The sequence below is a fragment of the Klebsiella sp. CTHL.F3a genome, from assembly GCF_019890895.1.
Classification (GTDB): domain Bacteria; phylum Pseudomonadota; class Gammaproteobacteria; order Enterobacterales; family Enterobacteriaceae; genus Klebsiella; species Klebsiella grimontii.
In genome coordinates, this window is sequence record NZ_CP082360.1 from 542,303 (window position 1) to 567,943 (window position 25,641).

The window sequence follows — 25,641 nt, forward strand, 5'->3', positions numbered from 1 at the left end:
ATTGATGGGATAATTATAAATATGGAACCGATTACCATTACTCTATGTTTGCTGGTGTTTGCTATCGCCATGTTTGTGTGGGAAAAAATACCGCTCGCGGTCACGTCTATGGTGGTTTGCGTCGCGCTGGTTCTCACCGGCGTGCTCAATCTCAAGCAGGCTTTCGCCGGCTTTATCGACACCAACGTTATTCTCTTCGTCGCCATGTTTATCGTCGGCGGGGCGCTATTTGAAACCGGGATGGCGAATAAGGTGGGGGGCGTGATTACTCGCTTCGCGAAAACGGAAAAGCAGCTGATTTTTACCATTATGGTCGTGGTTGGCGTGATGTCCGGTTTCCTCTCCAATACCGGTACCGCAGCCGTCCTGATCCCGGTCGTTATCGGTGTGGCGGCAAAATCAGGCTTTGCTCGTTCCCGACTGCTGATGCCGCTGGTTTTCGCTGCCGCGCTCGGCGGTAACCTGTCGTTGATTGGCGCGCCGGGCAACCTGATTGCGCAGTCAGCTTTGCAGAATATTGGCAGCGGTTTTGGCTTTTTTGAATATGCCAAACTCGGTTTACCGATGCTGGTTTGCGGCGTTATTTACTTCTTGACCATCGGCTATAAATTCCTGCCCAACCACCCGAACCGTGGGGAAGTTGGCAGCGTCGGCGAACAGCGCGATTACAGTCACGTTCCGCGTTGGAAGCAAATCCTCTCTTTCGTTGTTCTGATCGCCACGATCCTCGGCATGATTTTCGAAAAGCAGACCGGTGTGAGTCTTGCGGTAGCGGGCTGTATCGGCGCGCTGGTGCTGGTGGTTACCGGCGTGCTTACAGAAAAGCAGGCCTATAAAGCCATTGATTCTCAGACTATTTTTATCTTCGGCGGCACGCTGGCGCTGGCGAAAGCGCTGGAAATGACCGGGGCGGGAAAACTGGTGGCGGATCACGTGATTGGCCTGCTGGGACAAAACTCTTCGCCGTTTATGCTGCTGGTGGTGGTCTTTGCGCTGTCCATCATTATGACTAACTTCATGTCCAACACCGCGACCGTCGCGTTGTTAGTACCGGTGAGCCTGTCGATTGCGGCGGGCATGGGCGCCGATCCTCGTGCGGTGCTAATGGCGACGGTTATTGGCAGTTCTTGCGCCTACGCCACGCCAATCGGCATGCCTGCCAACATGATGGTGCTGTCGGCAGGCGGCTATAAGTTTGTTGACTACGCCAAATCCGGCATCCCACTGATTATCGTTTCCACCATTGTCAGCCTGATTCTGCTGCCAATCCTTTTCCCTTTTCATCCGTAATGAACGGAAGCTGTCCTGACTAAGGAGCCTGTATGAGCAAAAGTGAACAGATATCCCATATGACCAATATTATGGCCAAATTTGTGGGGTACACCGGCAAAGTCTTGCCTGATGATGTCACCGTAAAACTGGAAGAGTTGCATAAGAAAGAGACCAGTAAACTGGCCGACGTCATCTTTACGACCATGATTGAGAACCAGCGTCTGGCAAAAGAGCTGGATCGCCCTTCATGCCAGGATACCGGCGTGATTCAGTTTCTGGTGGAGTGCGGGGCTAACTTCCCGCTGATCGGTGAACTGGAAGCGCTGCTGCGTGAAGCGGTGATCAAAGCGACCGTGGATTCCCCGCTGCGCCACAACAGCGTTGAGACTTTTGATGAATACAACACCGGTAAAAACGTGGGTAAAGGTACGCCGACGGTATTCTGGGAGATCGTTCCCAATTCCGATCGGTGCAGCATTTATACCTATATGGCGGGCGGCGGCTGTTCCCTGCCGGGGAAAGCGATGGTGCTGATGCCGGGCGCGGGTTATGAAGGCGTTACCCGCTTTGTTCTCGACGTGATGACCAGCTACGGTTTAAACGCGTGTCCACCGCTGCTGGTAGGCGTGGGCGTGGCGACTTCCGTTGAAACGGCGGCGCTACTGTCGAAAAAAGCGCTGATGCGCCCTATAGGCTCGCACAATGAGAATGAACGTGCGGCGTCGTTGGAAAAAATGCTGGAAGACGGCATTAACAAAATTGGCCTTGGGCCTCAGGGGATGTCCGGTAATACCTCCGTCATGGGTGTGAATATTGAAAACACCGCGCGCCATCCCTCCACCATCGGGGTGGCGGTGAACGTCGGCTGCTGGTCGCACCGAAAAGGACATATCGTTTTTGATAAAGACTTGAACTACACCATTACGTCTCACAGCGGAGTGAATTTCTGATGACTAAAAAAATCCTTACGACGCCGATTAAAAATGAAGATTTAGCCGATATTAAAGCGGGCGATATTATTTATCTCAACGGTCATATTGTGACCTGTCGCGATGTGGCGCACCGTCGTTTAATTGAAGGTGGGCGCGAATTACCCGTTGATGTTAGCGGTGGCGCTATTTTACACGCCGGACCGATTGTCCGTCCGATTAAAGGTGAGGACGATAAGTTTGAAATGGTTTCCGTTGGGCCGACCACTAGCATGCGCATGGAAAAATTCGAAAAAGAATTTATTGCAAAGACCGGCGTGAAATTAATTGTTGGGAAAGGCGGCATGGGGAAAGGTACCGAGGAGGGATGCGCGGAGCATAAAGCGCTGCACTGCGTATTCCCGGCCGGTTGCGCGGTAGTGGCTGCGGTGTGCGTGGAAGAGATCGAAGATGCGCAGTGGCGCGATCTGGGAATGCCGGAAACGCTATGGGTATGTCGGGTAAAAGAGTTTGGTCCGCTGATTGTCTCTATTGATACCCATGGAAATAACCTGTTCGAACAGAACAAGATTATTTTTAACCAGCGTAAAGAGCTCGTCGCTGATGAAATATGCCAGAACGTAAGCTTTATCAAATAATCTGGGTTATATAAATTGCACGATAATGATGGCGATACGTTTATTGCGATAATAAACAAGGACTCTGGCCGGGGCGGTTCAGGGAACTCCATCCTTATTATTTTCGTTATATACCCAATGGATTTCGAGTTGCTTTGAGGCGGCAAGAGAGAGAATCCCCAGGAGCTTACTCAAGTAAGTGGCTGGGGTGAACGAACGTAGCCAACAAAGAAGCAACTTGAAAGACGATGGATATAAATAACATCATTATCGTGCCTCCTGCCTGAAGGCTATTTTATGACTAATGCAGCACTGTTACTGGGTGAAGGCTTCACCCTGATGTGCCTCGGCATGGGCTTTGTGCTGGCGTTTCTGTTCCTGCTGATTTTCGCCATCCGCAGCATGTCCGCCGCCGTCAACCGCTTCTTCCCGGAACCGGCTCCCGCGCCGAAGGCCACACCTGCCGCCGCGCCCGCTGACGACTTCGCCCGCTTAAAGCCGGTAATTGTCGCCGCTATTCACCACCATCGCCGCCTTAACCCTTAATTCACGGAGGAATCCATGACCGTTGCCATTACCGATGTCGTCCTGCGCGACGCCCACCAGTCCCTTTTTGCCACCCGCCTGCGCCTCGACGATATGCTCCCCGTCGCCGCGCGGCTCGACGACGTGGGCTACGGCTCCCTCGAATGCTGGGGCGGCGCCACCTTCGACGCCTGCATCCGCTTCCTCGGCGAAGACCCCTGGGTCCGCCTGCGCGAACTGAAAAAGGCCATGCCGAAGACCCCGCTGCAGATGCTGCTCCGCGGCCAGAATCTGCTCGGCTACCGCCACTACGCCGATGACGTGGTGCAGCGCTTCGTTGAGCGCGCCGTCAAAAACGGCATGGACGTGTTCCGCGTCTTCGACGCCATGAACGACCCGCGCAATATGCAGGCCGCCCTGCAGGCGGTGCGCAGCCACGGCGCGCACGCCCAGGGCACGCTCTCCTACACCACCAGTCCGGCTCACACCCTGCAGACCTGGCTCGACCTGACCGAACAGCTGCTGGAAACCGGCGTCGATTCCATTGCGATTAAAGACATGTCGGGCATTCTCACCCCGATGGCCGCCTTTGAGCTGGTGAGTGAAATCAAAAAACGTTATGACGTGAAGCTGCACCTGCACTGTCATGCCACCACCGGGATGGCGGAGATGGCCCTGCTGAAGGCCATCGAGGCCGGCGTCGACGGCGTCGATACCGCCATCTCGTCCATGAGCGCCACCTACGGCCACCCGGCCACCGAGGCGCTGGTGGCGACGCTGGCCGGAACGGAACATGACACCGGGCTGGATATCCTGAAGCTGGAGAGCATCGCCGCGTACTTCCGCGAAGTGCGCAGAAAATACCACGCCTTCGAAGGCCAGCTGAAGGGCACCGACAGCCGTATCCTCGTGGCCCAGGTGCCGGGCGGCATGCTCACCAACCTCGAAGGCCAGCTGAAGCAGCAGAACGCCGCCCACCGTCTGGATGAGGTGCTGGCGGAAATCCCCCGCGTGCGCGAAGACCTCGGCTTTATCCCGCTGGTCACCCCCACCTCGCAGATTGTCGGCACCCAGGCGGTGCTTAACGTCCTCACCGGGGAGCGCTACAAAACCATTGCGAAGGAGACCGCCGGCATTCTGAAGGGCGAGTACGGCCACACCCCGGTGCCGGTCAACGCGGCATTACAGGCCCGCGTGCTGGACGGCGCCGAAGCCATCACCTGCCGCCCGGCGGACCTGCTGAAGCCGGAGCTGGCGGAGCTGGAAGCCGACGTGAAGCGCCAGGCGCAGGAGAAGGGCATCACGCTTGCGGAGAACGCCATCGACGACGTGCTCACCGTGGCGCTGTTCCCGCAGGTCGGCCTGAAGTTCCTTGAGAACCGCCATAACCCGGCGGCCTTTGAGCCGCTGCCACAGGCGGAAGAGGCAAAACCTGCCGCCGCTCCGGTGAAAGCCGCCGCTTCCGGCGTCTACACCGTGGAAGTGGAAGGGAAAGCCTTTGTGGTGAAGGTCAGCGACGGCGGCGATATCAGCCCGCTGACAGCGGCCGCTCCGGCGGCGCCTTCCGCCCCGGCTCAGGCTGCCGCCCCGGCAGGCGCCGGTACGCCGGTGACCGCGCCGCTGGCGGGCACTATCTGGAAGGTGCTGGCCACCGAGGGCCAGAGCGTGGCCGAGGGCGACGTACTGCTGATTCTGGAGGCCATGAAGATGGAAACCGAAATCCGCGCCGCGCAGGCCGGGACCGTGCGCGGTATCGCGGTGAAATCCGGGGACGCGGTCGCGGTGGGCGACACCCTGCTGGCCCTGGCGTAAGGAAGAGGAACGGAAATGGAAAGTCTGAACGCCCTGATTCAGGGCATGGGGCTGATGCACCTCGGCGGCGGCCAGGCCGTCATGCTGCTGGTGAGCCTGCTGCTGCTGTGGCTGGCCATCGCGAAGAAGTTCGAGCCGCTGCTGCTGCTGCCGATTGGCTTCGGCGGGCTGCTGTCGAATATTCCCGAGGCCGGGCTGGCGCTGACCGCCCTGGAGAGCCTGCTGGCCCATCACGACGCCGGGCAGCTGGCGGTGATTGCGGCGAAGCTTAACTGTACGCCGGACGTTCATGCCATCAAGGAGGCACTGGCCCTGGCGCTGCCGTCGGTGCAGGGGCAGATGGAAGACCTCGCCGTGGATATGGGCTACTCCGCCGGGGTGCTGGCGATTTTTTATAAGGTCGCCATCGGCTCGGGCATCGCCCCGCTGGTGATATTTATGGGCGTCGGGGCGATGACCGACTTCGGCCCGCTGCTGGCCAACCCGAGGACCCTGCTGCTGGGGGCGGCGGCACAGTTCGGCATCTTCGCCACGGTGCTCGGGGCGCTGACGCTGAACTACTTCGGGATTATCAGCTTCACCCTGCCGCAGGCGGCGGCCATCGGCATCATCGGCGGCGCGGACGGGCCGACGGCGATTTACCTCTCCGGGAAACTGGCGCCGGAGCTGCTGGGCGCCATCGCGGTGGCGGCGTACTCGTATATGGCGCTGGTGCCGTTAATCCAGCCGCCGATTATGAAGGCGCTGACCAGCGAGAAGGAGCGGAAAATCCGCATGGTGCAGCTGCGCACAGTGAGTAAGCGGGAGAAGATTCTGTTCCCGGCGGTACTGCTGCTGCTGGTGGCGCTGCTGCTGCCGGACGCGGCGCCGCTGCTGGGGATGTTCTGCTTCGGCAACCTGATGCGCGAGAGCGGGGTGGTGGAGCGCCTGAGCGACACGGTGCAGAACGGGCTGATAAATATCGTGACGATATTCCTCGGGTTATCGGTAGGGGCGAAGCTGGTGGCGGACAAGTTCCTGCAGCCGCAGACGCTGGGGATACTGGTGCTGGGGGTGATTGCGTTCTGCGTGGGGACGGCGGCGGGCGTGCTGATGGCGAAGCTGCTGAACCTGTGCAGTAAGCACAAAATCAACCCGCTGATTGGCTCGGCGGGCGTGTCGGCGGTACCGATGGCGGCGCGGGTGTCGAACAAAGTGGGGCTGGAGTCGGATGCGCAGAACTTCCTGCTGATGCACGCGATGGGCCCGAACGTGGCGGGAGTGATTGGCTCGGCGATTGCCGCCGGGGTGATGCTCAAGTACGTGCTGGCGATGTAGTTCTGTGCTCTTCCCGGAGGCGGCGCGTTGCGCCTGCCCGGGCTACGGGATCGCAGATGACTGTAAACCCGTAGCCCGGGTAAGGCGTTAGCCGCGACCCGGGGATTTTCTGTAAGGAGACTTTGATGAATGAAACCATAGCATTACGTCCTGGCTGCAGGGCGTCGACATCAACAAAGGACGTGGTCGTGGATGACATGCTGGCGTCGCTCAATGAGCTCGAACAGCTGCAACCGGCGCTGAATTTGCTGGCACACCCCTCAATCGCTCAGGGTAGCCATGATTTCTTTGTCCAGTGTTATGATGCTGGCGTACGGCATGCGCAGGCCCGGGCTTTTGAAACGGTGCCGACGCTGCCTGGTTCGCTGTCACATGAGCGGCAAAGATACGCGCTGCTGTGTGCGGCGGCCGGTCGCCTGGATGCTCTGGGGCAGGCGCTGACGCACAATCGTCTGTGCGATTTGGCCGGTCAGTTTTGTGCTGGCATGGCGGATGTTGATAGCGAAATCCGCAGCGGTTTCTATACCGTGCGTAGCATACCGCTACCGGTTTACCGGCGGCTGCAGCGGGATAATCATTCACATGGCATCTGCCTGCAGCAGGCGCTGCTGCATCTGCTGGCCTGGAAAAGTGATTCCCCCTGGGCGCGGCAGCAGGCCCAGCGGTTGCTCTGGCAGGGCGGCGTTCTGGGAGATAAAGGCGAGTTTGCGCTGATAACGCTGGATGACGAGCTGCGGGAGCGCCAGTTTGCGTGGCCCGGGCTGCGGTCGCTGCTGGCCGTGACCGGGTTTCTGGCGAAATTCCCGGCCGGGCCATTGTTTGCTGATTGAAAGGCGCTCCCCTGGCGGGGAGCCTGTTAATTGGTCGCCGGATATTCCTGGACGGCGATATGCAGCGTAATTTTTTTATCATCGCGCATAATCACCACCGGAATTTCCGAGCCCGGGCGAATCTCTGCGACCTGATCCATGGTTTCCAGGGCGGAAACGGCGGGTTTGTCGTTAACCGAAATAATGACGTCGTTGGCGCGGATCCCTGCCTGGGCCGCCGGGCCTTCCGGCGCAACATCATTCACCACAATCCCCTGCAGCTGATCGATGCCGCCGCCGCCCTGCGCATGCAGCGGCGCAATTTCGCGGCCGCTGATCCCAATATAACCGCGAATAACGCGGCCATCGCGGATCAGCTTATCCATAATCTTGGTTGCCAGTTGGAAAGGGATTGCAAAGCCGATCCCTTCCGGCGTTTCGCCATCGTTGCTTTTATCAAATGACAGGGTGTTGATACCCATCAGCTCACCCAGCGAGTTCACCAGCGCGCCGCCTGAGTTACCGTGGTTGATTGACGCGTCGGTCTGCAGGAAGTTCTGGCGTCCGGTGGGGTTCAGGCCGATACGGCCAGTGGCGCTGATAATGCCCTGGGTAATGGTTTGCCCAAGGTTGTACGGGTTGCCGATCGCCAACACGACGTCACCGATATGTGGCACGCGTTTCGGGTTAATCGGAATGACCGGCAGGCCGCCGCTGGCGTTGATTTTTAACACCGCGAGATCGGTGAGAGTATCCGAGCCGACCAGCAGCGCTTCAAAAACCCGACCATCCTGTAGGGCCACGATAATCTGATCGGCATCGTTGATAACGTGCTTATTGGTCAGGATATAGCCGCGCTGGTCCATGATCACACCGGAACCGAGCGTTAGCTGGTTATGACTGGTGCTGTTGAGGGCGCGGTTATAGACGTTCACGACCGCCGGGGCGGCGCGGCGAACGGCGGAATTATAGCTGGCAGGGGATTCATCCGCGCTATCGTATTGCGTGGTTGGCGAAAGCTGCCACTGGCGCAACGAAGGCATAACGGCCAGCAGCAGACCGCCGACAATCAAACCAATAAGTATCGAACGTAAAAGCTTTCCAGGCATGATGCAGATATCGTTGATGGATGGACAGGCGCAGCATAACACGTCTTGTCCGGACATCGCACTGCACGCGATGCCCGGAAGGCGAGTTAACGTAGCAGCAGATAGATGCTTTCGCTGCCGCGAATGACGTTCAGCGCAATCACCGTCGGCTTGCTTTCAAGCACTTTTCGCAGTTCGGCAATGGACCGTACGCGCTCGCGGTTGAGGCCAATAATGATGTCGTCTTTATGCAGCCCCGCCTGGGCGGCAGGGCTAGCTTTATCGACATTATCAATGACGACGCCTTTGGTCCCGTCTTTCATCTGACCGTCGCTTAACGATGCGCCCTGCAGTGCTGGCGCGATAAGTTCGGCGCTGGCGGAAGAAGAGGTGCTCTTGTCGAGAGTGACTTCAACTTCTACGGGCTTTCCTTCGCGCAGGAGCCCCAGTTTCACCTTGGTCCCCGGCTCGGTCGTGGCGATGCGGGAGCGCAGTTCGGCGAAGCTGTTGAGCGGCTTGCCGTTCAGGCTGATGATAACGTCGCCAGATTTGATGCCCGCTTTGGCCGACCCGGAATTTGGCAGCACTTCGCTGACGAAGGCGCCGCGCTGGACGTCGAGATTCATCGCTTTGGCGATATCCGCGCTCATTTCCATGCCTTTGATGCCCAGCAGGCCGCGTTTGATTTCACCAAATTGAATTAGCTGCTGGGAGAGGATTTTCGCCATATTGCTGGGGATCGCGAAGCCAATGCCGACGCTGCCGCCGCCGGGGGCCAGAATTGCAGTATTGATACCAATCAGCTCGCCGTTGAGGTTCAGCAGCGCACCGCCGGAGTTGCCGCGGTTAATCGAGGCATCGGTCTGGATAAAGTTCTCCAGCCCTTCAAGGTTCAGGCCGCTGCGGCCAAGGGCTGAAATAATCCCGGAAGTGGCGGTCTGACCCAGACCAAATGGGTTACCGACGGCGACGGCGAAATCGCCTACCCGCAGCTTATCGGAGTCGGCGATAGCGATTTGCGTCAGATTACTGGGTTTTAACAGCTGCAGCAGGGCGATATCGCTCTGCTCGTCGCTGCCGACCAGTTTGGCATCGAACTCGCGGCCATCGTTAAGCTGGACGCTGATTTTCTGCGCCTGATTAATCACGTGATTATTGGTCAGCACGTAGCCTTTTGCCGCGTCAATGATGACCCCAGAACCCAGGCCTTCAAACGGCTGCGCCTGCTCTTGCGGCGCATTGTCGCCAAAGTACTTCTTCAGCTCTTCCGGCATATTCTGCGCGGGTGACGCGGTGCCCTCAACCTGTACGCTCACCACCGCCGGCAACACTTTTTCCAGCATCGGCGCGAGGCTTGGCAACGCGCCCTGGCCGGGAACCTGTGTCGGTAAAGACGCTGCTGCCGGAGGTAAGGCGGACAACGACAACCCAACGCTTAACGCTAACGCACTTAACAGCAAAGTCTGTTTATTCATTAGATGCTGGCTCTCGTAACCTGAGGTGTATGGGAAACGTCCCGAATGGTCCGATGTTATTGAATTTTCGGCCCGGTAACAATGTGGGCAATAGCTAAATTGTAGCTGGGATGAGAGGTTGAAACGGGCGCAGAGGGTGCGCCCGGAAAATATTTTTACTGGTGTTGGCGGATTAATCGCGCTTTACGCCGCCGCGCAGCAGGCCGGATGCGCCTTCAGAGTAATCGCGCGGCATCTGGACCGGGGCCTGATCGTTACCCGCTTCAGACTCTTCCAGACGATTGCGGAACGGATTGGCGTCCGCCATGCTGTCCGGCAGCAGGTTGCTGGAGCTTTTCGCCATATGCTGATACAGCTGGCGGTAATCATGCGCCATGTTATCCAGCAGCTCTGCGCTCCGGGCAAAGTGGCTTACCAGCTCTTCGCGGTACTCTTCCAGCTCTGCTTTATTCTTTTCCAGTTCAAACTGCAGCGCCTGCTGTTGGCGTAATTTGCGATTGCCAAAACGCATCGCGACGGCGCCGATAATGATGCCGACAACTAGCCCAATTAGCGCGTATTCCCAGGTCATGAACATCTCCCGTTGTTTTGTGGTTCCGTAGGGTGGCTGTGAGGCTCTCCGCCTGCGCCCGATAATGCCACTATAACCGCTAATTCCACAGAAGTGGAATCCTGGCGTATCATCACGTAGTGTAGAGCGGCCTTTTTTTCGTCAATCGTGAGCTATGGCATTACGGTTTTCAAGGAATAACAATTAGATCATGCAAAGCCTGTCCCCAACATCGCGTTACCTTTCCTCTCTCAAGGAGGGGAGCCATCAACCTGACGACGTCCAGCGAGAAGCGGTCAGCCGCCTCGATACGATTTATCAAGAACTGCAGAATAAACCTTCGGTCGCACCGCAAACCGGCGGCGGTCTGCGGGCCAAATTCGGCAAACTGCTGGGCAAGCGCGAACCCGTTGCCGAAACGGTCGCGGTTCGCGGTCTCTATATGTGGGGCGGGGTCGGCAGGGGAAAAACCTGGCTGATGGACCTGTTCTATCAAAGCCTGCCGGGAGAACGCAAACAACGTCTGCATTTTCATCGGTTTATGCTGCGGGTACATGAAGAGTTAACGACGCTGCAGGGGCATAGCGATCCGCTGGAAATTGTTGCGGACCGTTTCAAAGCTGAAACCGACGTGCTCTGCTTCGATGAGTTTTTCGTCTCTGATATCACCGATGCGATGCTGTTGGGCGGTCTGATGAAAGCGCTGTTCGCTCGTGGCATAACCCTGGTGGCGACGTCGAATATTCCTCCTGACGAACTGTACCGGAACGGCCTTCAGCGCGCCCGCTTCCTGCCCGCCATCGACGCCATTAAGCAACATTGCGATATCATGAATGTCGATGCCGGTATTGATTACCGCCTGCGCACGCTAACCCAGGCGCATTTGTGGCTGTCGCCGCTGAACGCTGAGACCCAGCAGCAGATGGATCAACTGTGGCTGGCGCTGGCAGGCGCGAAGCGCGAACAGGCACCGACGCTGGAGATCAACCATCGCCCGCTGCCGACGCTGGGCGTTGAGAACCAGACGCTGGCGGCATCGTTCGCCACGCTGTGCGTGGATGCGCGCAGCCAGCATGACTATATTGCGCTCTCGCGGTTGTTTCATACCGTGATGCTCTTTGACGTTCCGGTGATGACCGGGCTGATGGAGAGCGAAGCGCGGCGTTTTATCGCCCTGGTCGATGAGTTCTATGAGCGCCACGTTAAACTGGTGGTCAGCGCGGCGGTACCGCTTTATGAGATCTATCAGGGCGAGAGGTTAAAATTCGAGTTCCAGCGCTGTTTGTCGCGCCTGCAGGAGATGCAGAGCGAGGAGTATCTGAAGCGAGAACACTTACCGGGGTAAAACCGGGTACAAATCACATAAAGGGGTCGATCTTTGACCCCGACTTCTCTATAATCTTGCGACCCCACGTTACGAGAAGGTTTTTTTCCCAAAACTTTCTATGTGCCGGCATAGGCTATTCGAAGGGGTAGGTTTGCTGGACAATGTCGTGTGAACCTCAACTGACTAAACGTTTGGGTGTTCACCAACGTGTAACTTATTTATTTGGGTAAGCTTTTAATGAAAACTTTTACAGCTAAACCAGAAACCGTAAAACGCGACTGGTATGTTGTTGACGCGACCGGTAAAACTCTGGGCCGTCTGGCTTCCGAACTGGCTCTGCGCCTGCGCGGCAAGCATAAAGCGGAATACACTCCGCACGTTGATACTGGTGATTACATCATCGTTCTGAACGCAGAAAAAGTTGCTGTAACCGGCAACAAGCGCGAAGACAAAATGTACTACCACCACACCGGCCACATCGGTGGTATCAAAGAAGCGACCTTTGAAGAGATGATTGCCCGCCGTCCTGAGCGTGTGATTGAAATCGCGGTTAAAGGCATGCTGCCAAAAGGCCCGCTGGGTCGTGCTATGTACCGTAAGCTGAAAGTTTACGCGGGTAACGAGCACAACCACGCGGCACAGCAACCGCAAGTTCTTGACATCTAATCGGGATTATAGGCAATGGCTGAAAATCAATACTACGGCACCGGTCGCCGCAAAAGTTCCGCAGCTCGCGTTTTCATCAAACCGGGCAACGGTAAAATCGTTATCAACCAGCGTTCTCTGGAACAGTACTTCGGTCGTGAAACTGCCCGCATGGTAGTTCGTCAGCCGCTGGAACTGGTCGACATGGTTGAGAAATTAGATCTGTACATCACCGTTAAAGGTGGTGGTATCTCTGGTCAGGCTGGTGCGATCCGTCACGGTATCACCCGCGCTCTGATGGAGTACGACGAGTCCCTGCGTGGCGAACTGCGTAAAGCTGGTTTCGTTACTCGTGATGCTCGTCAGGTTGAACGTAAGAAAGTCGGCCTGCGTAAAGCACGTCGTCGTCCTCAGTTCTCCAAACGTTAATTGTTTTCTGCTCACGCAGAACAATTTGCGAAAAAACCCGCTTCGGCGGGTTTTTTTATGGATAAATTTGCCATTTTCCCTCTACAAACGCCCCATTATTACCACTTTTTCAGCATTTCCAGAATCCCCTCACCACAACGTCTTCAAAATCTGGTAAACTATCATCCAATTTTCTGCCCAAATGCAGGTGATTGTTCATTTTTTGTTTGGATGACGAACGAAATGAAGTCACGCAAATGGGGTTTTTACATCTGGCTGGCCATGCGTGGTCGGCAGCAGTACAAAAATTCTGAATATACCTGGAGGTTTTCATGGCTGTCGCTGCCAACAAACGTTCGGTAATGACGCTGTTTTCTGGTCCTACTGACATCTATAGCCATCAGGTCCGCATCGTGCTGGCCGAAAAAGGTGTTAGTTTTGAGATAGAGCACGTGGAGAAGGACAACCCGCCTCAGGATCTGATTGACCTCAACCCGAATCAAAGCGTACCGACGCTTGTGGATCGTGAGCTCACTCTGTGGGAATCTCGCATCATTATGGAATATCTGGATGAGCGTTTCCCGCATCCGCCGCTAATGCCGGTTTACCCGGTGGCGCGTGGGGAAAGCCGTCTGTACATGCAGCGTATCGAAAAGGACTGGTATTCGTTGATGAATACCATTCAAACCGGTACCGCTTCTCAGGCTGATACTGCGCGTAAGCAGCTGCGTGAAGAACTACAGGCGATTGCGCCAGTTTTCACCCAGAAGCCCTACTTCCTCAGCGATGAGTTCAGCCTGGTGGACTGCTACCTGGCGCCGCTGCTGTGGCGTCTGCCGGTTCTCGGCGTAGAGCTGGTCGGTGCTGGTGCGAAAGAGCTTAAAGGCTATATGACTCGCGTATTTGAGCGCGACTCTTTCCTCGCTTCTTTAACTGAAGCCGAACGTGAAATGCGTCTCGGTCGGGGCTAAATGATGGATGTATCACAGCTGACGCCGCGTCGCCCGTACCTGTTACGAGCGTTCTATGAGTGGCTGCTGGATAACCAGCTGACTCCGCATCTGGTCGTTGACGTGACTCTGCCGGGCGTAATGGTCCCGATGGAGTACGCTCGCGATGGGCAAATTGTTCTCAATATTGCCCCACGCGCTGTCGGTAACCTCGAGCTGGCCAACGACGAAGTGCGTTTTAACGCGCGCTTCGGCGGCGTGCCGCGCAATGTTTCTGTGCCGATGGCTGCCGTACTGGCGGTTTACGCGCGTGAGAATGGCGCGGGGACCATGTTCGAACCGGAAGCGGCCTATGATGAAGATGTCACTAGCCTGAACGATGACGAAGAGCTGCCTGACAGCGAAACGGTCATGTCGGTGATCGATGGCGATAAGCCGGATAATCATGACGACGATCCTGACGATACGCCGCCACCTCGCGGCGGGCGTCCGGCGCTACGCGTCGTGAAATGATTTTTTCCAGGCCCTTCGGGGCCTGTTTTACTTTCTGCCATTCACAGTGATTACCGTAAAGCAAAGCATCCCCGCTTTAATTCTCTATTTCATACTCTCCGATGCGGGTACGCGGCGCTGATTTCAAACTCCGCTAATAAACTTCATAATTCTACTACACTCCGTGTAGGGCTTCTGGGTTTATTTTATTCCCCTTCCCCCCTCTTTTCATTGTGTATCTGCTACCTGGTATGTCTTTGCTTAAATTATTAAACTGAGTTGTCGATGAGTGAAAGAGCTTGCTGGATCTGTAATAAATGAGGGTGCATCTGAAATTAAAATATTGCGCGAGAAATTTATTTGAATTTATTGAATTTATTGAGTTCATATAATTAATAGTCGAGAGTTTGATATGAACTTATTTCACTTGTAAATGAGTGTTCGGAATGATGGTATTTCATTGCCGCCCAGATAATAAAATATATTAATATTATTTTTATCATGCATGGTGGTTTTATAATTAAAGTCAATGAATATCCATGTTAAGGCCCAAAATCTTCAGGTTCTTGCCATGATTCATTCTTGTTGTTTTTGTTTTCGTGAATGGCAGAAGGGTAATTATATTGATTAATTATTGATTAAGCTTCCCTACATTTAAAGTTAATTTTTCTAAGTGTATTTTATTGTACCCTTTAATGTATTGTTCGTTTCGTATTCAAGACGCGCCTTTTCTTTTAAAATGCGTTTATTAGATATATAAATATATTGTACGTTAAGGATTGACTAATGAAAAAAACACTTCTGGCTGCCATTCTGGCAATGAGCGCGACTTCGGCTATTGCTGCTAATCCTACTGCTGTATTAAAAGTAAAGGGTACTTTAACAAACGCAGCATGCACACCCACTCTCGATAATGGTGGTGTGGTGGACTATGGTACGATTAACCTGGGTGAATTATCCGCCACAGCCGTTAATCAACTGGGGCAGAAAAATATCAACCTGACCATTAACTGTACTGCTGCAACCAAATTATCCTGGAATTTGATTGATGAGCGTAGCAGCTCTAATGCTAAATTAACCGTTGAAAATGCCAGCGCTCTTGGTAACTCCCTTGATGACGATCGCATGACTTACGGCGTGGGCAAAGCGGGTAACGTCAATATTGGTTCTTATGGCATGTTCGTAAAAGTTGATGGCGTAACCGCTGACGGCCAAGGTGTGACCGCTATTAGCACTGATTATTATGATTCAGGTGTTAAGTGGGCCAAGAGCGCCGATGGTATCACAGCAGGCTCTTTCCGCGACTTTTCTGTTGCGGCCTTTGGTTCTTCTAGCACACCGGTTGCATTCAAAACCGCGACGTTCCCACTGGTAACGTCTCTGGCTATTCAAAATACCAGCACGCTGGCTATTACTGATGACACTGCGATGGATGGTGAGCTAACTATCAGCCTGCGTTATCTGTAATTGTTGATATCATAGACTATTAATAAAATGGGAGCGACTATTTTGGGCTGCTCCCATTTTTATTGTCCTGGTTAACACGGGGCGTGAATTATCCAAGGGGTTTGTTTTGCGCTTTTTTAATTATTCATCAGCCAAAATTATTATTTTTTCTATTTTCTATTTTGCCTCACCCTCTGTTTTTGCTGAGGGGATGGTGCCGGAAACAAGTTTATTAGTGATTGATGAGGCGACTCACAGTGGCACAATGAACGTGAAAAATACGGATGCGCACCCCGCATTATTGTATACAACGGTTATTGATTTGCCTGATGAAAGTAAGGATTTGAAGCTGATACCTACGCAACCCGTCGTTCGCGTAGAACCCGGGCAAACGCAACAAGTCCGTTTTATTCTGCAGAATAATAACCCATTGGCCGTCGAACATTTTAAACGCGTGACGTTTGAAGGCATTCCGCCAAAAAGTGAAAATAAAAGAATTAAAATTGGCTTCAATATTCGTCAGGATTTACCCGTGCTGATTCGTCCTGCGAGCCTTGCCGTTGTGACGGATGCGTGGAAGTATCTGCAGTGGTCAGGCTCAGGAAATACTGCAAAAGTCATCAATCCTGATAAATATGTTGTTCGTCTGGCTCCTGAGATAGTTTTTCTACCATCTGGTACGAAGGGGCATATTAGTAAAAGTTACATCTTGCCAGGAGAAACGTTGAATATCACCGTTTCAAAAAATATTAATGGTGATAATAAAGTTCAATTCTATCCGGCTAGCCGCTATGGTATTGAAGTGCCTAGTTTTATTTCGGACCTGAATGCAAAATAAGAAGCGTCTATGTTTAAAAAACGCCGTCTTACTTCTCGCTCCTGTGCGTCATTGTATGGAATCTTGCCGCTGGCTGCACTCTGTTCCGTTGATGTACTAGCCAAAGAGATAACGTTTGATACTGAGATGATTCAGTCACGCGGATTGAATGTCAATCTCAACCGTTATTTTGCGCGTGCTCCACGCTTTCTCCCCGGTCCGCATTCCGTGCGGGTGAAGATTAACGGTAAGGATAAAGGAACCGTCGCGGCACGTTTTGGTGAGGATGGTACGCTGTGCGTTGATGGTGATTTTATTGAGTTTTCCGGATTAATGCCGGTCCCCCTGAAAAAAAATGAAGAGTGCCATGACATCGTCAATGACTACGCGCAGGCGGTAGTGAAAGCCTTGCCTGGTCAGGAAATGATCGAACTGTATCTCCCGCCGGAGGCGCTGAATGGGATGAATGGTGATATCAAAAGCTTTCAGCACGGCGGAATAGCTGGATTGCTCAACTATGACCTGTTCAGTACCCGCAGCGAATATGGTGGCAGCGATACCAGCCTCTATTCTCAGGCCAGTCTGGAAGGTGGCATAAACATTAGCGACTGGTCGTTGCGTAGCCGCTATATCCTTACCGACGATAATGGCGATAAGAATGTTGAAAGTGTTTATACCTTTGCCGAGCACGTTTTTGACGCCTTGAAGATGACTGCGCAGGTCGGGGAGATCAATGTCAGCTCATATGTCCTGAGTGGAGCCCCGATTGTTGGCGTGCAACTGATGCCTACCCGAGCTTTGCAGGGCAGCGGAAGCGGCGTCAGCGTTTCAGGAATGGCGCATAATGCTCAGGCGCGCGTGGAGGTTCGTCAGAGCGGACGACTTCTCTACAGCATGCTGGTTCCGGCCGGACCGTTCACGCTCGATGATGTACCAATAGCGAGCACTAATGTGGAACTGGAGGTGACGGTTATTGAATCCGATGGTTCAAGCAATCGCTTTATTGTTCCAGCCGCATCCGTCACGGCGCGGAAGCTTTCCCGACCGCAGGGCCTGGCCGTCTCTTTTGGTCAGATACGCGATATTAAAGGGGATTATGAAAATCCCTGGGTGTTTAATCTCTCTGACGGTTGGCGCATATTGCCTCGGCTGAATCTGCTGGCTTCTGGTGCGGCGACGAAAAATTACCTTGGCGGCGGCGCCCATATAGAATACCTGCTTACCGATAACTGGAGTGCCTCCACCAGCGTGGCTGCAAGCCAGGGAAAATTCGGCGAGAAAAATAGCGGAGTGAAAACTGAGCTACAGAGTTCACTTAAGCTGGCAGAATCTTTAAGTATGTCAGCGAGCGCGGCGCATTTTAGCCCCGGCTATCGCGAGCTGACTGACGCGCTGAACGATGATTTTCAGCCTTATAGTAATACGTATTCCACCAGTTTGGCCTGGTTTACGCCGCTTGGGGGGGCATTTAGCGCCGGTTTTAGTTACAACCAAAGCAGAGGTGAGGGTAATGATTCCCGCTACCTGTTGCTTTCATGGGGCAGGAGCTTCGAACGAGCCACCGTTTCTGCGAACTGGCAGAGAGCAATGGGGAACAAAGACGGGAGACAGGATGATGACCTGATCTACGTTAACCTGAGCATTCCGTTTGGCGGTTCGCAGCACGTCAGTAGCTATATGCGTAAACAGGGCAACCGTAACAGCTACGGCGTGCAGAACTCTGGCGCACTGTCACCGGATTCTTACTACTATATCTCCGTCGATCGGGACAGGGGAGAGAGTGAGAATAGCGTTAACGGCAACCTGAGCACTAACTTACATTACACTCGATTAAGCATTGGCGGCGGGAGCGTGGGTTCGCGCCAGCGTAATTATAATGCCACGCTCTCAGGTGGGGTTGCGGCGCATAAAAGCGGCGTCACCTTCACGCCTTATACCATTCGGAATACGTTTGCCATTGCAAAACTGAATGAATCGAAAGCTGGCGTTGAAATCAGTACTCCGCAGGGGACGGTCTGGACCGATTATTGGGGGCAGGCTGTTATCCCTGGGTTGAATGAGTGGCGTAATTCGCGCATTGAAATTAACGCGAACAAGCTGCCTGCGAGTATGACGCTGGCAAATGGAACAAAGTATGTGGCAGCTGCGCATGCTTCGGTGAGCGAAGTCGGTTTTAAAGTCCTGAATAATCGTCGGGTGATGATCCGCGTTAAGCGTGCGGATAACAGGGCGCTGGATAAGGGATTATCCATCGTTGATGAGAAGGGCAATTATATTGTCACCAGCGTGGATGACGGGCATGTTTTCCTTAATGAGACTGGCCAGCTTTCGGCACTGTATGCCATGGACGACAATAATAACCGACTGTGCAAGATTGATTACATCTTAAGCAATAAGAGGGATGAAGACGCATTTTACGAAGAGGTGGACGGCGTATGTCGATGAATCAGTGGGTAGGGATGCTGTTATCTGCGGGAATGTTGCTGTCAGGTGCTGTTCGTGCCGAAGAGTGCCAGATTACGCTTTCCCGGACAAAAATTGATTATAACCAGATACGCCGTGATGACATTGTTTCCACTACCCAGAATTGGCACAAACTGTCTGAGTGGGAAGTGAATGTGAATGTTTCCTGTTCTGAAATGCATCAGATGGCGGTGCTGGTTCAGGGGGCTGCTGGCGAGAAAGGTCGCTTGTTGTTTGGCACTCGCGGTGGGGTTGGGCTTAAGGTTGAAAATATTACCGTTGATGGCAAGTCCTACAGCGCTGGAAAAACAGCGGACCAGCTGAACTTTACGCCGGAAAGCGGGACACCATCTCCGCTATATGTGCGAAACAATGAGGCGGTAATCGCCGTAGAAAATAATGTCGTGCCGAAAGGGAAGCAAATGAGTTTTCGCGTGATGCTGTTCCCGGTGCTCAACGAGAGTATGTTCAGTGGAAACACCGATAACACAACAATTGAAGCGGATATCGCCTGGCGACTGCTAATCAAATAGCACTTAGCTAAATGCTAAACGCCGGACGATTTTCTCATCCGGCGTTTTGTTTTTTTACACTTCCAGGTAGTTCAGGATCCCGTCAGCCGCTTTACGGCCTTCGGCAATCGCCGTCACCACCAGATCGGAACCGCGAACGATGTCGCCACCGGCGAAGATTTTCGGGTTGCTGGTCTGGAAGGCGTTGTCGCTGCCTTCCGGCGCAATCACGCGGCCCTGAGAATCCAGCTCGACGCTGTGCTTCGCCAGCCATTCCATGCTGTGTGGGCGGAAACCAAACGCCATGACCACGGCATCGGCGGGTACCACATGCTCAGAACCGGCCACGATTTCCGCGCGGCGGCGGCCTTTCGCATCCGGCTGGCCCATCTCCGTACGCGCCATCTTCACGCCGCAGACTTTACCGTTGGCATTCACTTCAATGCCCAGCGGTTGAACGTTGAACTGGAACTCCACGCCTTCTTCACGCGCGTTTTTCACTTCGCGCTTCGATCCCGGCATGTTCTCCTCATCACGGCGATAGGCGCAGATGACGTGGGTGGCGTTCTGGCGAATCGAGGTACGCACGCAGTCCATTGCGGTGTCGCCACCGCCAAGAACCACGACGCGCTTACCTTCCATGCTGACGTACGGTTCGTCCGCCGTTTCGCCAAAGCCCATGATCTGCTTGGTATTGGCGATCAGGAACGGCAGCGCATCAAAGACCCCGCTGGCGTCTTCGTTTTCCAGCCCGCCGCGCATAGACTGATAGGTCCCGACGCCGAGGAACACCGCATCGTAATCTTTCAGCAGATCGTCGAGCTGCACATCACGGCCCACTTCGACATTGAGTTTGAACTCGATGCCCATACCGGTGAAGATCTCGCGACGGCGGGTCATCACCTCTTTTTCCAGCTTAAACGCCGGAATACCAAAGGTCAGCAGACCGCCGATTTCCGGATGGCGATCGAAAACCACCGCCTTCACACCGTTGCGGGTCAACACGTCGGCGCATGCCAGGCCCGCCGGACCCGCGCCGATAATGGCGACGGTTTTACCGGTTTGCTTTACGCCGGTAAGGTCGGGGCGCCAGCCCATTTCGAACGCTTTATCGTTGATATAGCGTTCGATGTTGCCGATGGTGACCGCGCCGAACTCATCGTTCAGCGTACAGGAACCCTCGCACAGGCGGTCCTGCGGGCAAACGCGCCCGCAGACTTCCGGTAGGGTATTGGTCTGATGCGACAGCTCCGCCGCTTCAAAAATACGCCCTTCATTAGCCAGCTTCAGCCAGTTCGGGATGTAGTTATGCACCGGGCACTTCCATTCGCAGTACGGGTTGCCGCAGGACAGGCAGCGGTCCGCCTGTGCTTTGGCCTGGCCTTCTGAAAACGGCTCGTAAATTTCCACAAATTCAATTTTACGGATCTTCAGCGCTTTCTTTGGCGGATCAACTCGCTGTAAGTCGATAAATTGATAGACATTCTGACTCATCTTAACCCCTTACTGCGCCTGCACCCGCAGCTCAGCTGCGGAACGACTACGGTGACCCAACAGTGCTTTAACATCGCTGGACTTCGGTTTAACCAGCGCAAACTTCGCTGAGAAGGCCGGCCAGTTCGCCAGGATCTCTTCGCCGCGCTGCGAGCCGGTAAGCTGCACGTGCTCGGTAATCAAACCGCGCAGGTGCTCTTCATGGATGGCCAGAGAGTCAACGTCCAGCACTTCTACCAGTTCAGGGTTCACGCGTTTGCGGAAGTCGCCATCTTCATCCAGAACGTAACCAAAGCCGCCGGTCATGCCTGCGCCAAAGTTGACGCCGGTTTTGCCCAGCACGCAGACGATGCCGCCGGTCATGTATTCACAGCCGTTGTCGCCGATACCTTCGACGACGGTGATAGCCCCGGAGTTACGCACTGCGAAACGCTCGCCCGCACGGCCCGCAGCATACAGGCGACCGCCGGTCGCGCCGTACAGGCAGGTGTTGCCGATGATGCTGGCTTCGTGGCTGCGGAAGGCCGAGCCTACCGGAGGACGAATGGCGAGCAGGCCGCCGGCCATCCCTTTGCCCACGTAGTCGTTCGCGTCGCCGGTCAGATGCAGCTCGACGCCGCCTGCATTCCACACGCCGAAGCTCTGGCCCGCAGTACCGCTAAAGTGGGCGATAATCGGGTCGGCAGCGAGCCCCTGGTCGCCGTGGGTCTGGGCGATATAACCGGACAGCGATGCGCCAACGGAGCGGTCGGTGTTGCGGATATCGAACCAGAACGTTTTGCTCTGCTTGCTGTCAACAAACGGTTTCGCCTGCTGCAGCAGCTGCGCGTTGAGTACGCCATTGTCGAACGGCGGGTTGTTCTCCGTGCAGTACAGCGCTTTGCCTGGATGCGGCTCTGCGGTTTCCAGCAGTTTGCTCAGATCCAGTTTCTGCTGCTTGGCGGTAAATCCGTCCAGCTCTTTCAGCAGGTCGGTGCGGCCAATCAGATCCACCAGACGCTTCACGCCCAGCTGCGCCATCAGCTCGCGCGTTTCGCGGGCGATGAATTCAAAGTAGTTGGTCACTTTAAACGGCAGACCGTGATAATGGTTCTTACGCAGTTTGTCATCCTGGGTTGCTACGCCGGTTGCGCAGTTGTTCAGGTGGCAAATACGCAGATACTTACAGCCCAGCGCGACCATTGGGCCGGTACCGAAGCCGAAGCTCTCAGCCCCGAGGATGGCCGCTTTGATGATATCAAGGCCGGTTTTCAGGCCGCCGTCCACCTGCAGACGAATTTTGTGGCGCAGCCCGTTGGCAACCAGCGCCTGCTGTGTTTCCACCAGTCCCAGTTCCCACGGACAGCCCGCGTACTTCACTGAAGAGAGCGGGCTGGCGCCGGTGCCGCCGTCATAGCCGGCGATAGTGATTAAATCCGCGTAAGCTTTTGCAACGCCGGTGGCGATAGTCCCGACGCCCGGTTCAGAAACCAGCTTCACGGAGATCATCGCTTTCGGGTTGACCTGCTTCAGGTCGAAAATCAGCTGCGCCAGATCCTCGATAGAGTAAATATCGTGGTGCGGCGGCGGGGAGATCAGCGTCACGCCCGGCACTGAATAGCGTAGTTTAGCGATGTACGGCGTCACTTTATCACCCGGCAACTGGCCGCCTTCGCCAGGCTTCGCGCCCTGAGCGACTTTAATCTGGATAACGTCGGCGTTGACCAGATAAGCCGGGGTTACGCCGAAGCGGCCGGAAGCAACCTGCTTAATGCGCGACACTTTATTGGTGCCATAGCGCGCTGGGTCTTCGCCGCCTTCGCCGGAGTTGGAGTTACCGCCGATGCTGTTCATCGCTTCCGCCAGCGCTTCGTGCGCTTCGGGGCTCAGCGCGCCGATAGACATCGCCGCGGTATCGAAGCGTTTAAACAGTTCGCTGGCCGGTTCAACGTCGTCCAGGCTCACCGTGGTTCCGTCCGGCGTCACGGCCAGCAGATCGCGCAGCGTTGCCGCCGGGCGCTCGTTAACCAGCTTCGCGTACTGCTGGTAATCGCTGTATTCGCCGCTTTGTACCGCTTGTTGCAGGGTACGCACCACGTCCGGGTTGTAGGCGTGATATTCGCCGCCGTGGACGTACTTCAGCAGGCCGCCCTGGTCCAGCGGTTTACGCGCCAGCCAGGCACGTTTCGACAGGTTCAGCAGATCCTGCTGGAAGTCATCGAAGCTCGCGCCGCCGATGCGGCTGACAACGCCCTGGAAGCACAGGTCTGAGACGTCGCGATGCAGGCCGACTGCTTCAAACAGCTTCGAGCAGCGATAGGACGCAATAGTCGAAATCCCCATCTTCGACATGATTTTATACAGGCCTTTGTTGATGCCGTTACGATAGTTCAGCATCACCGCGCGGTACGCTTTGTCGATGGCTTTGTTATCCACCAGCTTCGCCAGGGTTTCATAGGCGAGGTACGGATAGATAGCCGTCGCACCGAAGCCGAGCAGCACGGCAAAATGGTGCGGATCGCGGGCGCTGGCGGTTTCGACAATAATGTTGGCATCGCAGCGCAGGCTCTTGTCGACCAGCCGGGTCTGAATCGCGCCTACCGCCATCGGAGCCGGTACCGGCAGACGGTTTTTCGCGATGTTGCGGTCAGAGAGCACCAGCAGAACGGTACCGTTACGCACCATCTGTTCGGCTTTATCGCACAGCGCCTTCACGGTTTCAGCCAGCGTGGTTGCGGTGGCATCAAAAGTGATATCCAGGACGTCGGCGCGATAGTGCTCCTCTTCCATGGTGGTCAGCTGTTTAAAATCGGAGTACAGCAGAATCGGCGATTTGAAGCTCAGGCGGTGCGCCTGGCCTTCCGCTTCGCAGAAGACGTTCATTTCACGGCCGATGCTGGTGGCCAGCGACATGACGTGCGCTTCGCGCAGCGGGTCGATCGGCGGGTTGGTCACCTGCGCGAATTGCTGGCGGAAGTAATCGTAAATGATACGCGGCTGGCTGGAGAGCACGGCAAATGGGGTATCGTCGCCCATTGAGCCGACCGCCTCCTGGCCGTTTTCACCCAGTACGCGCAGGACGGAGTCCAGCTCTTCAGCGCTGTAGTTAAACTGTTTCTGGTAACTGGCGAGGGTATCATCGTCCAGTTGGCGGCTACCGACCTCTTCATCCGGCAGATCTTCGAATGGCACCAGGCGACGGACGTTTTTCGCCATCCACTCTTTATACGGGTGGCGGCTTTTCAGATCGTTGTCGGTTTCCGCGGAGTGCAGAATACGCCCCTCGCGGGTATCAATAACCATTAGCTCGCCCGGGCCGACGCGGCCTTTTTCGACCACTTCATCCGGCTGGTAATCCCAGATACCGACTTCGGAAGCGCAGGTGATGAGCTTATCTTTAGTGATGACGTAGCGTGCCGGGCGCAGACCGTTACGGTCGAGATTACAGGCGGCATAGCGACCGTCGGACATGACGATGCCCGCCGGGCCGTCCCACGGCTCCATATGCATGGAGTTAAAGTCGAAGAACGACCGCAGGTCTGGGTCCATATCCGGGTTGTTTTGCCAGGCTGGCGGCACCAGCAGGCGCATGGCGCGGATGATATCCATCCCGCCCGCCAGCAGCAGCTCCAGCATGTTATCCATGGAGCTGGAGTCAGAGCCGGTTTCATTGACGAACGGTGCTGCGTCGTGGAGGTCCGGGATCAGTGGCGTCTGGAACTTATAGGTTCGGGCGCGGGCCCATTGGCGGTTGCCGGTGATGGTGTTGATCTCGCCGTTGTGCGCCAGATAGCGGAACGGCTGCGCCAGCGGCCAGCGCGGCACGGTGTTGGTGGAAAAGCGCTGGTGGAACAGGCAGATTGCCGACTCCAGGCGCAGGTCCGCGAGGTCCAGGTAGAAGCGCGGCAGATCCGCCGGCATACACAGACCTTTATAAATGTTGACCAGGTTCGACAGGCTGCAGACGTAGAAATCTTTATCTTCCTGCAGACGCTTTTCGATACGGCGACGCGCGATGAATAAACGGCGCTCCATGTCGCGCGGACGCCAGCCAGCCGGGGCGTTCACAAAGATTTGTTCAATACGGGGCAGCGAGGAGAGGGCGATTTCACCGAGAACGCCTTCATTGGTTGGCACATCGCGCCAGCCGACGATAGACAGCGTTTCGCGTTGAAGTTCTTCTTCGACGATGCGGCGCGCCGCTTTGGCCAGATCAGGATCCTTATTAAGGAACAGCATCCCAACGGCGTAATTTTTGGCTAAACGCCAGCCGCGCTCTTCCGCAACAATTCGGAAGAAACGATCGGGTTTTTGTAGCAGCAAGCCACAACCGTCGCCGGTTTTTCCATCGGCAAGAATTGCGCCGCGGTGCTGCATTCGGGCCAGTGCGTGTATAGCGGTTCGCACTACCTTGTGGCTAGGTTCGCCTTCTATGTGGGCGATCAGGCCGAAACCACAGTTATCCCTCTCAAGGGATTTATCGTACAACATATCAGTGAACCTCCCCAGGCTCTACGGGATACCCTCCGATACCGATTGCGCACGGGCACAGAAAGAGTATGGCGACGGGGTTTACACCTCGCATTCGCCCTCTTTAAATCCTTTTCGCGTCGGTACACAAGTTTGAGGACTTGCTGTTAAGAGGGAATCTCAATTACTGCATAAATATGATGAGCAGAGCGCTCATCCAGAAAGCTTCCAGCGGATTCCCAAC

At 55.2% G+C, this 25,641-nt stretch carries 21 protein-coding genes; 16 read left to right on the forward strand and 5 right to left on the reverse strand.

Annotated elements, in window-relative coordinates:
- The first annotated feature begins 21 nt into the window (after positions 1–21).
- The 7 genes from K7H21_RS02570 to K7H21_RS02600 all read left to right on the forward strand — a co-directional run bounded on the left by K7H21_RS02570 (position 22) and on the right by K7H21_RS02600 (position 7,302).
- Complete coding sequence (locus K7H21_RS02570) at positions 22–1,290, forward strand: SLC13 family permease (protein WP_004125778.1); 1,269 nt, start codon at positions 22–24, stop codon at positions 1,288–1,290.
- A 32-nt stretch (positions 1,291–1,322) separates the two neighbouring features.
- The gene (gene ttdA, locus K7H21_RS02575) at positions 1,323–2,222 is read left to right on the forward strand and encodes a L(+)-tartrate dehydratase subunit alpha (protein WP_004125775.1); all 900 of its coding nucleotides are present in this window, start codon (positions 1,323–1,325) and stop codon (positions 2,220–2,222) included.
- Positions 2,222–2,839 carry a L(+)-tartrate dehydratase subunit beta gene (ttdB, locus tag K7H21_RS02580; protein WP_049114911.1) on the forward strand — a complete coding sequence of 206 codons (618 nt, stop codon included), beginning with the start codon at positions 2,222–2,224 and terminating at the stop codon, positions 2,837–2,839. The genes ttdA and ttdB overlap by 1 nt, the downstream gene beginning before the upstream one ends.
- 276 nt (positions 2,840–3,115) lie before the next feature.
- Entirely contained in the window at positions 3,116–3,364 is a 249-nt protein-coding gene (locus tag K7H21_RS02585; RefSeq protein ID WP_123828720.1) for an oxaloacetate decarboxylase subunit gamma, read from the forward strand.
- A gap of 15 nt (positions 3,365–3,379) precedes the next feature.
- Complete coding sequence (oadA, locus tag K7H21_RS02590) at positions 3,380–5,155, forward strand: sodium-extruding oxaloacetate decarboxylase subunit alpha (protein WP_004125768.1); 1,776 nt, start codon at positions 3,380–3,382, stop codon at positions 5,153–5,155.
- Positions 5,156–5,170: 15 nt separating this feature from the next.
- On the forward strand, positions 5,171–6,472 hold the full coding sequence (locus K7H21_RS02595) for an oxaloacetate decarboxylase subunit beta (protein ID WP_004125763.1): 1,302 nt from the start codon (positions 5,171–5,173) through the stop codon (positions 6,470–6,472).
- A gap of 125 nt (positions 6,473–6,597) precedes the next feature.
- On the forward strand, positions 6,598–7,302 hold the full coding sequence (locus K7H21_RS02600; protein ID WP_049115098.1) for a triphosphoribosyl-dephospho-CoA synthase: 705 nt from the start codon (positions 6,598–6,600) through the stop codon (positions 7,300–7,302).
- A gap of 26 nt (positions 7,303–7,328) precedes the next feature.
- Here the strand turns inward: K7H21_RS02600 and degS are convergent, their stop codons facing one another.
- The 3 genes from degS to zapG all read right to left on the reverse strand — a co-directional run bounded on the left by degS (position 7,329) and on the right by zapG (position 10,415).
- Positions 7,329–8,390, reverse strand: a complete 1,062-nt coding sequence (gene degS, locus K7H21_RS02605; RefSeq protein ID WP_004125755.1) for an outer membrane-stress sensor serine endopeptidase DegS — start codon at positions 8,388–8,390, stop codon at positions 7,329–7,331.
- Between the two features lie 86 nt (positions 8,391–8,476).
- Positions 8,477–9,844: a serine endoprotease DegQ gene (gene degQ, locus K7H21_RS02610; protein WP_004125752.1), complete on the reverse strand. Its 1,368-nt coding sequence runs from the start codon at positions 9,842–9,844 to the stop codon at positions 8,477–8,479.
- 172 nt (positions 9,845–10,016) lie between these two features.
- Positions 10,017–10,415, reverse strand: a complete 399-nt coding sequence (zapG, locus tag K7H21_RS02615) for a Z-ring associated protein ZapG (protein ID WP_004125749.1) — start codon at positions 10,413–10,415, stop codon at positions 10,017–10,019.
- Between the two features lie 190 nt (positions 10,416–10,605).
- Here zapG and zapE point away from each other — a divergent pair, with 190 nt between their 5' ends.
- The 9 genes from zapE to K7H21_RS02660 all read left to right on the forward strand — a co-directional run bounded on the left by zapE (position 10,606) and on the right by K7H21_RS02660 (position 19,475).
- On the forward strand, positions 10,606–11,739 hold the full coding sequence (zapE, locus tag K7H21_RS02620) for a cell division protein ZapE (RefSeq protein ID WP_223035547.1): 1,134 nt from the start codon (positions 10,606–10,608) through the stop codon (positions 11,737–11,739).
- A gap of 219 nt (positions 11,740–11,958) precedes the next feature.
- Complete coding sequence (rplM, locus tag K7H21_RS02625) at positions 11,959–12,387, forward strand: 50S ribosomal protein L13 (RefSeq protein WP_004106200.1); 429 nt, start codon at positions 11,959–11,961, stop codon at positions 12,385–12,387.
- Between the two features lie 15 nt (positions 12,388–12,402).
- Positions 12,403–12,795: a 30S ribosomal protein S9 gene (gene rpsI, locus K7H21_RS02630; protein WP_000829815.1), complete on the forward strand. Its 393-nt coding sequence runs from the start codon at positions 12,403–12,405 to the stop codon at positions 12,793–12,795.
- Between the two features lie 311 nt (positions 12,796–13,106).
- Positions 13,107–13,745, forward strand: coding sequence for a stringent starvation protein SspA (gene sspA / locus K7H21_RS02635; RefSeq protein WP_004106197.1), 639 nt, complete (start codon positions 13,107–13,109; stop codon positions 13,743–13,745).
- 3 nt (positions 13,746–13,748) lie between these two features.
- Positions 13,749–14,237 (forward strand): ClpXP protease specificity-enhancing factor, encoded by a 489-nt coding sequence (gene sspB, locus K7H21_RS02640; protein WP_014226996.1) that lies wholly within the window; start codon positions 13,749–13,751, stop codon positions 14,235–14,237.
- A gap of 765 nt (positions 14,238–15,002) precedes the next feature.
- A complete protein-coding gene (locus tag K7H21_RS02645; RefSeq protein ID WP_049115732.1) occupies positions 15,003–15,683 on the forward strand; it encodes a DUF1120 domain-containing protein in 681 nt (226 codons plus the stop codon).
- A gap of 136 nt (positions 15,684–15,819) precedes the next feature.
- Positions 15,820–16,500, forward strand: coding sequence for a fimbria/pilus chaperone family protein (locus K7H21_RS02650; RefSeq protein ID WP_228751078.1), 681 nt, complete (start codon positions 15,820–15,822; stop codon positions 16,498–16,500).
- A 9-nt stretch (positions 16,501–16,509) separates the two neighbouring features.
- Complete coding sequence (locus tag K7H21_RS02655; RefSeq protein WP_223035548.1) at positions 16,510–18,924, forward strand: fimbrial biogenesis usher protein; 2,415 nt, start codon at positions 16,510–16,512, stop codon at positions 18,922–18,924.
- Positions 18,915–19,475 (forward strand): DUF1120 domain-containing protein, encoded by a 561-nt coding sequence (locus K7H21_RS02660; protein WP_004125733.1) that lies wholly within the window; start codon positions 18,915–18,917, stop codon positions 19,473–19,475. Before K7H21_RS02655 ends, K7H21_RS02660 begins: the two co-directional genes overlap by 10 nt.
- Positions 19,476–19,529: 54 nt before the next feature.
- Here the strand turns inward: K7H21_RS02660 and gltD are convergent, their stop codons facing one another.
- Both gltD and gltB read right to left on the reverse strand, forming a co-directional pair.
- Positions 19,530–20,948, reverse strand: coding sequence for a glutamate synthase subunit GltD (gltD, locus tag K7H21_RS02665; RefSeq protein ID WP_004125731.1), 1,419 nt, complete (start codon positions 20,946–20,948; stop codon positions 19,530–19,532).
- 9 nt (positions 20,949–20,957) lie between these two features.
- The gene (gene gltB, locus K7H21_RS02670) at positions 20,958–25,418 is read right to left on the reverse strand and encodes a glutamate synthase large subunit (RefSeq protein WP_004125728.1); all 4,461 of its coding nucleotides are present in this window, start codon (positions 25,416–25,418) and stop codon (positions 20,958–20,960) included.
- Positions 25,419–25,641: the final 223 nt, after the last annotated feature.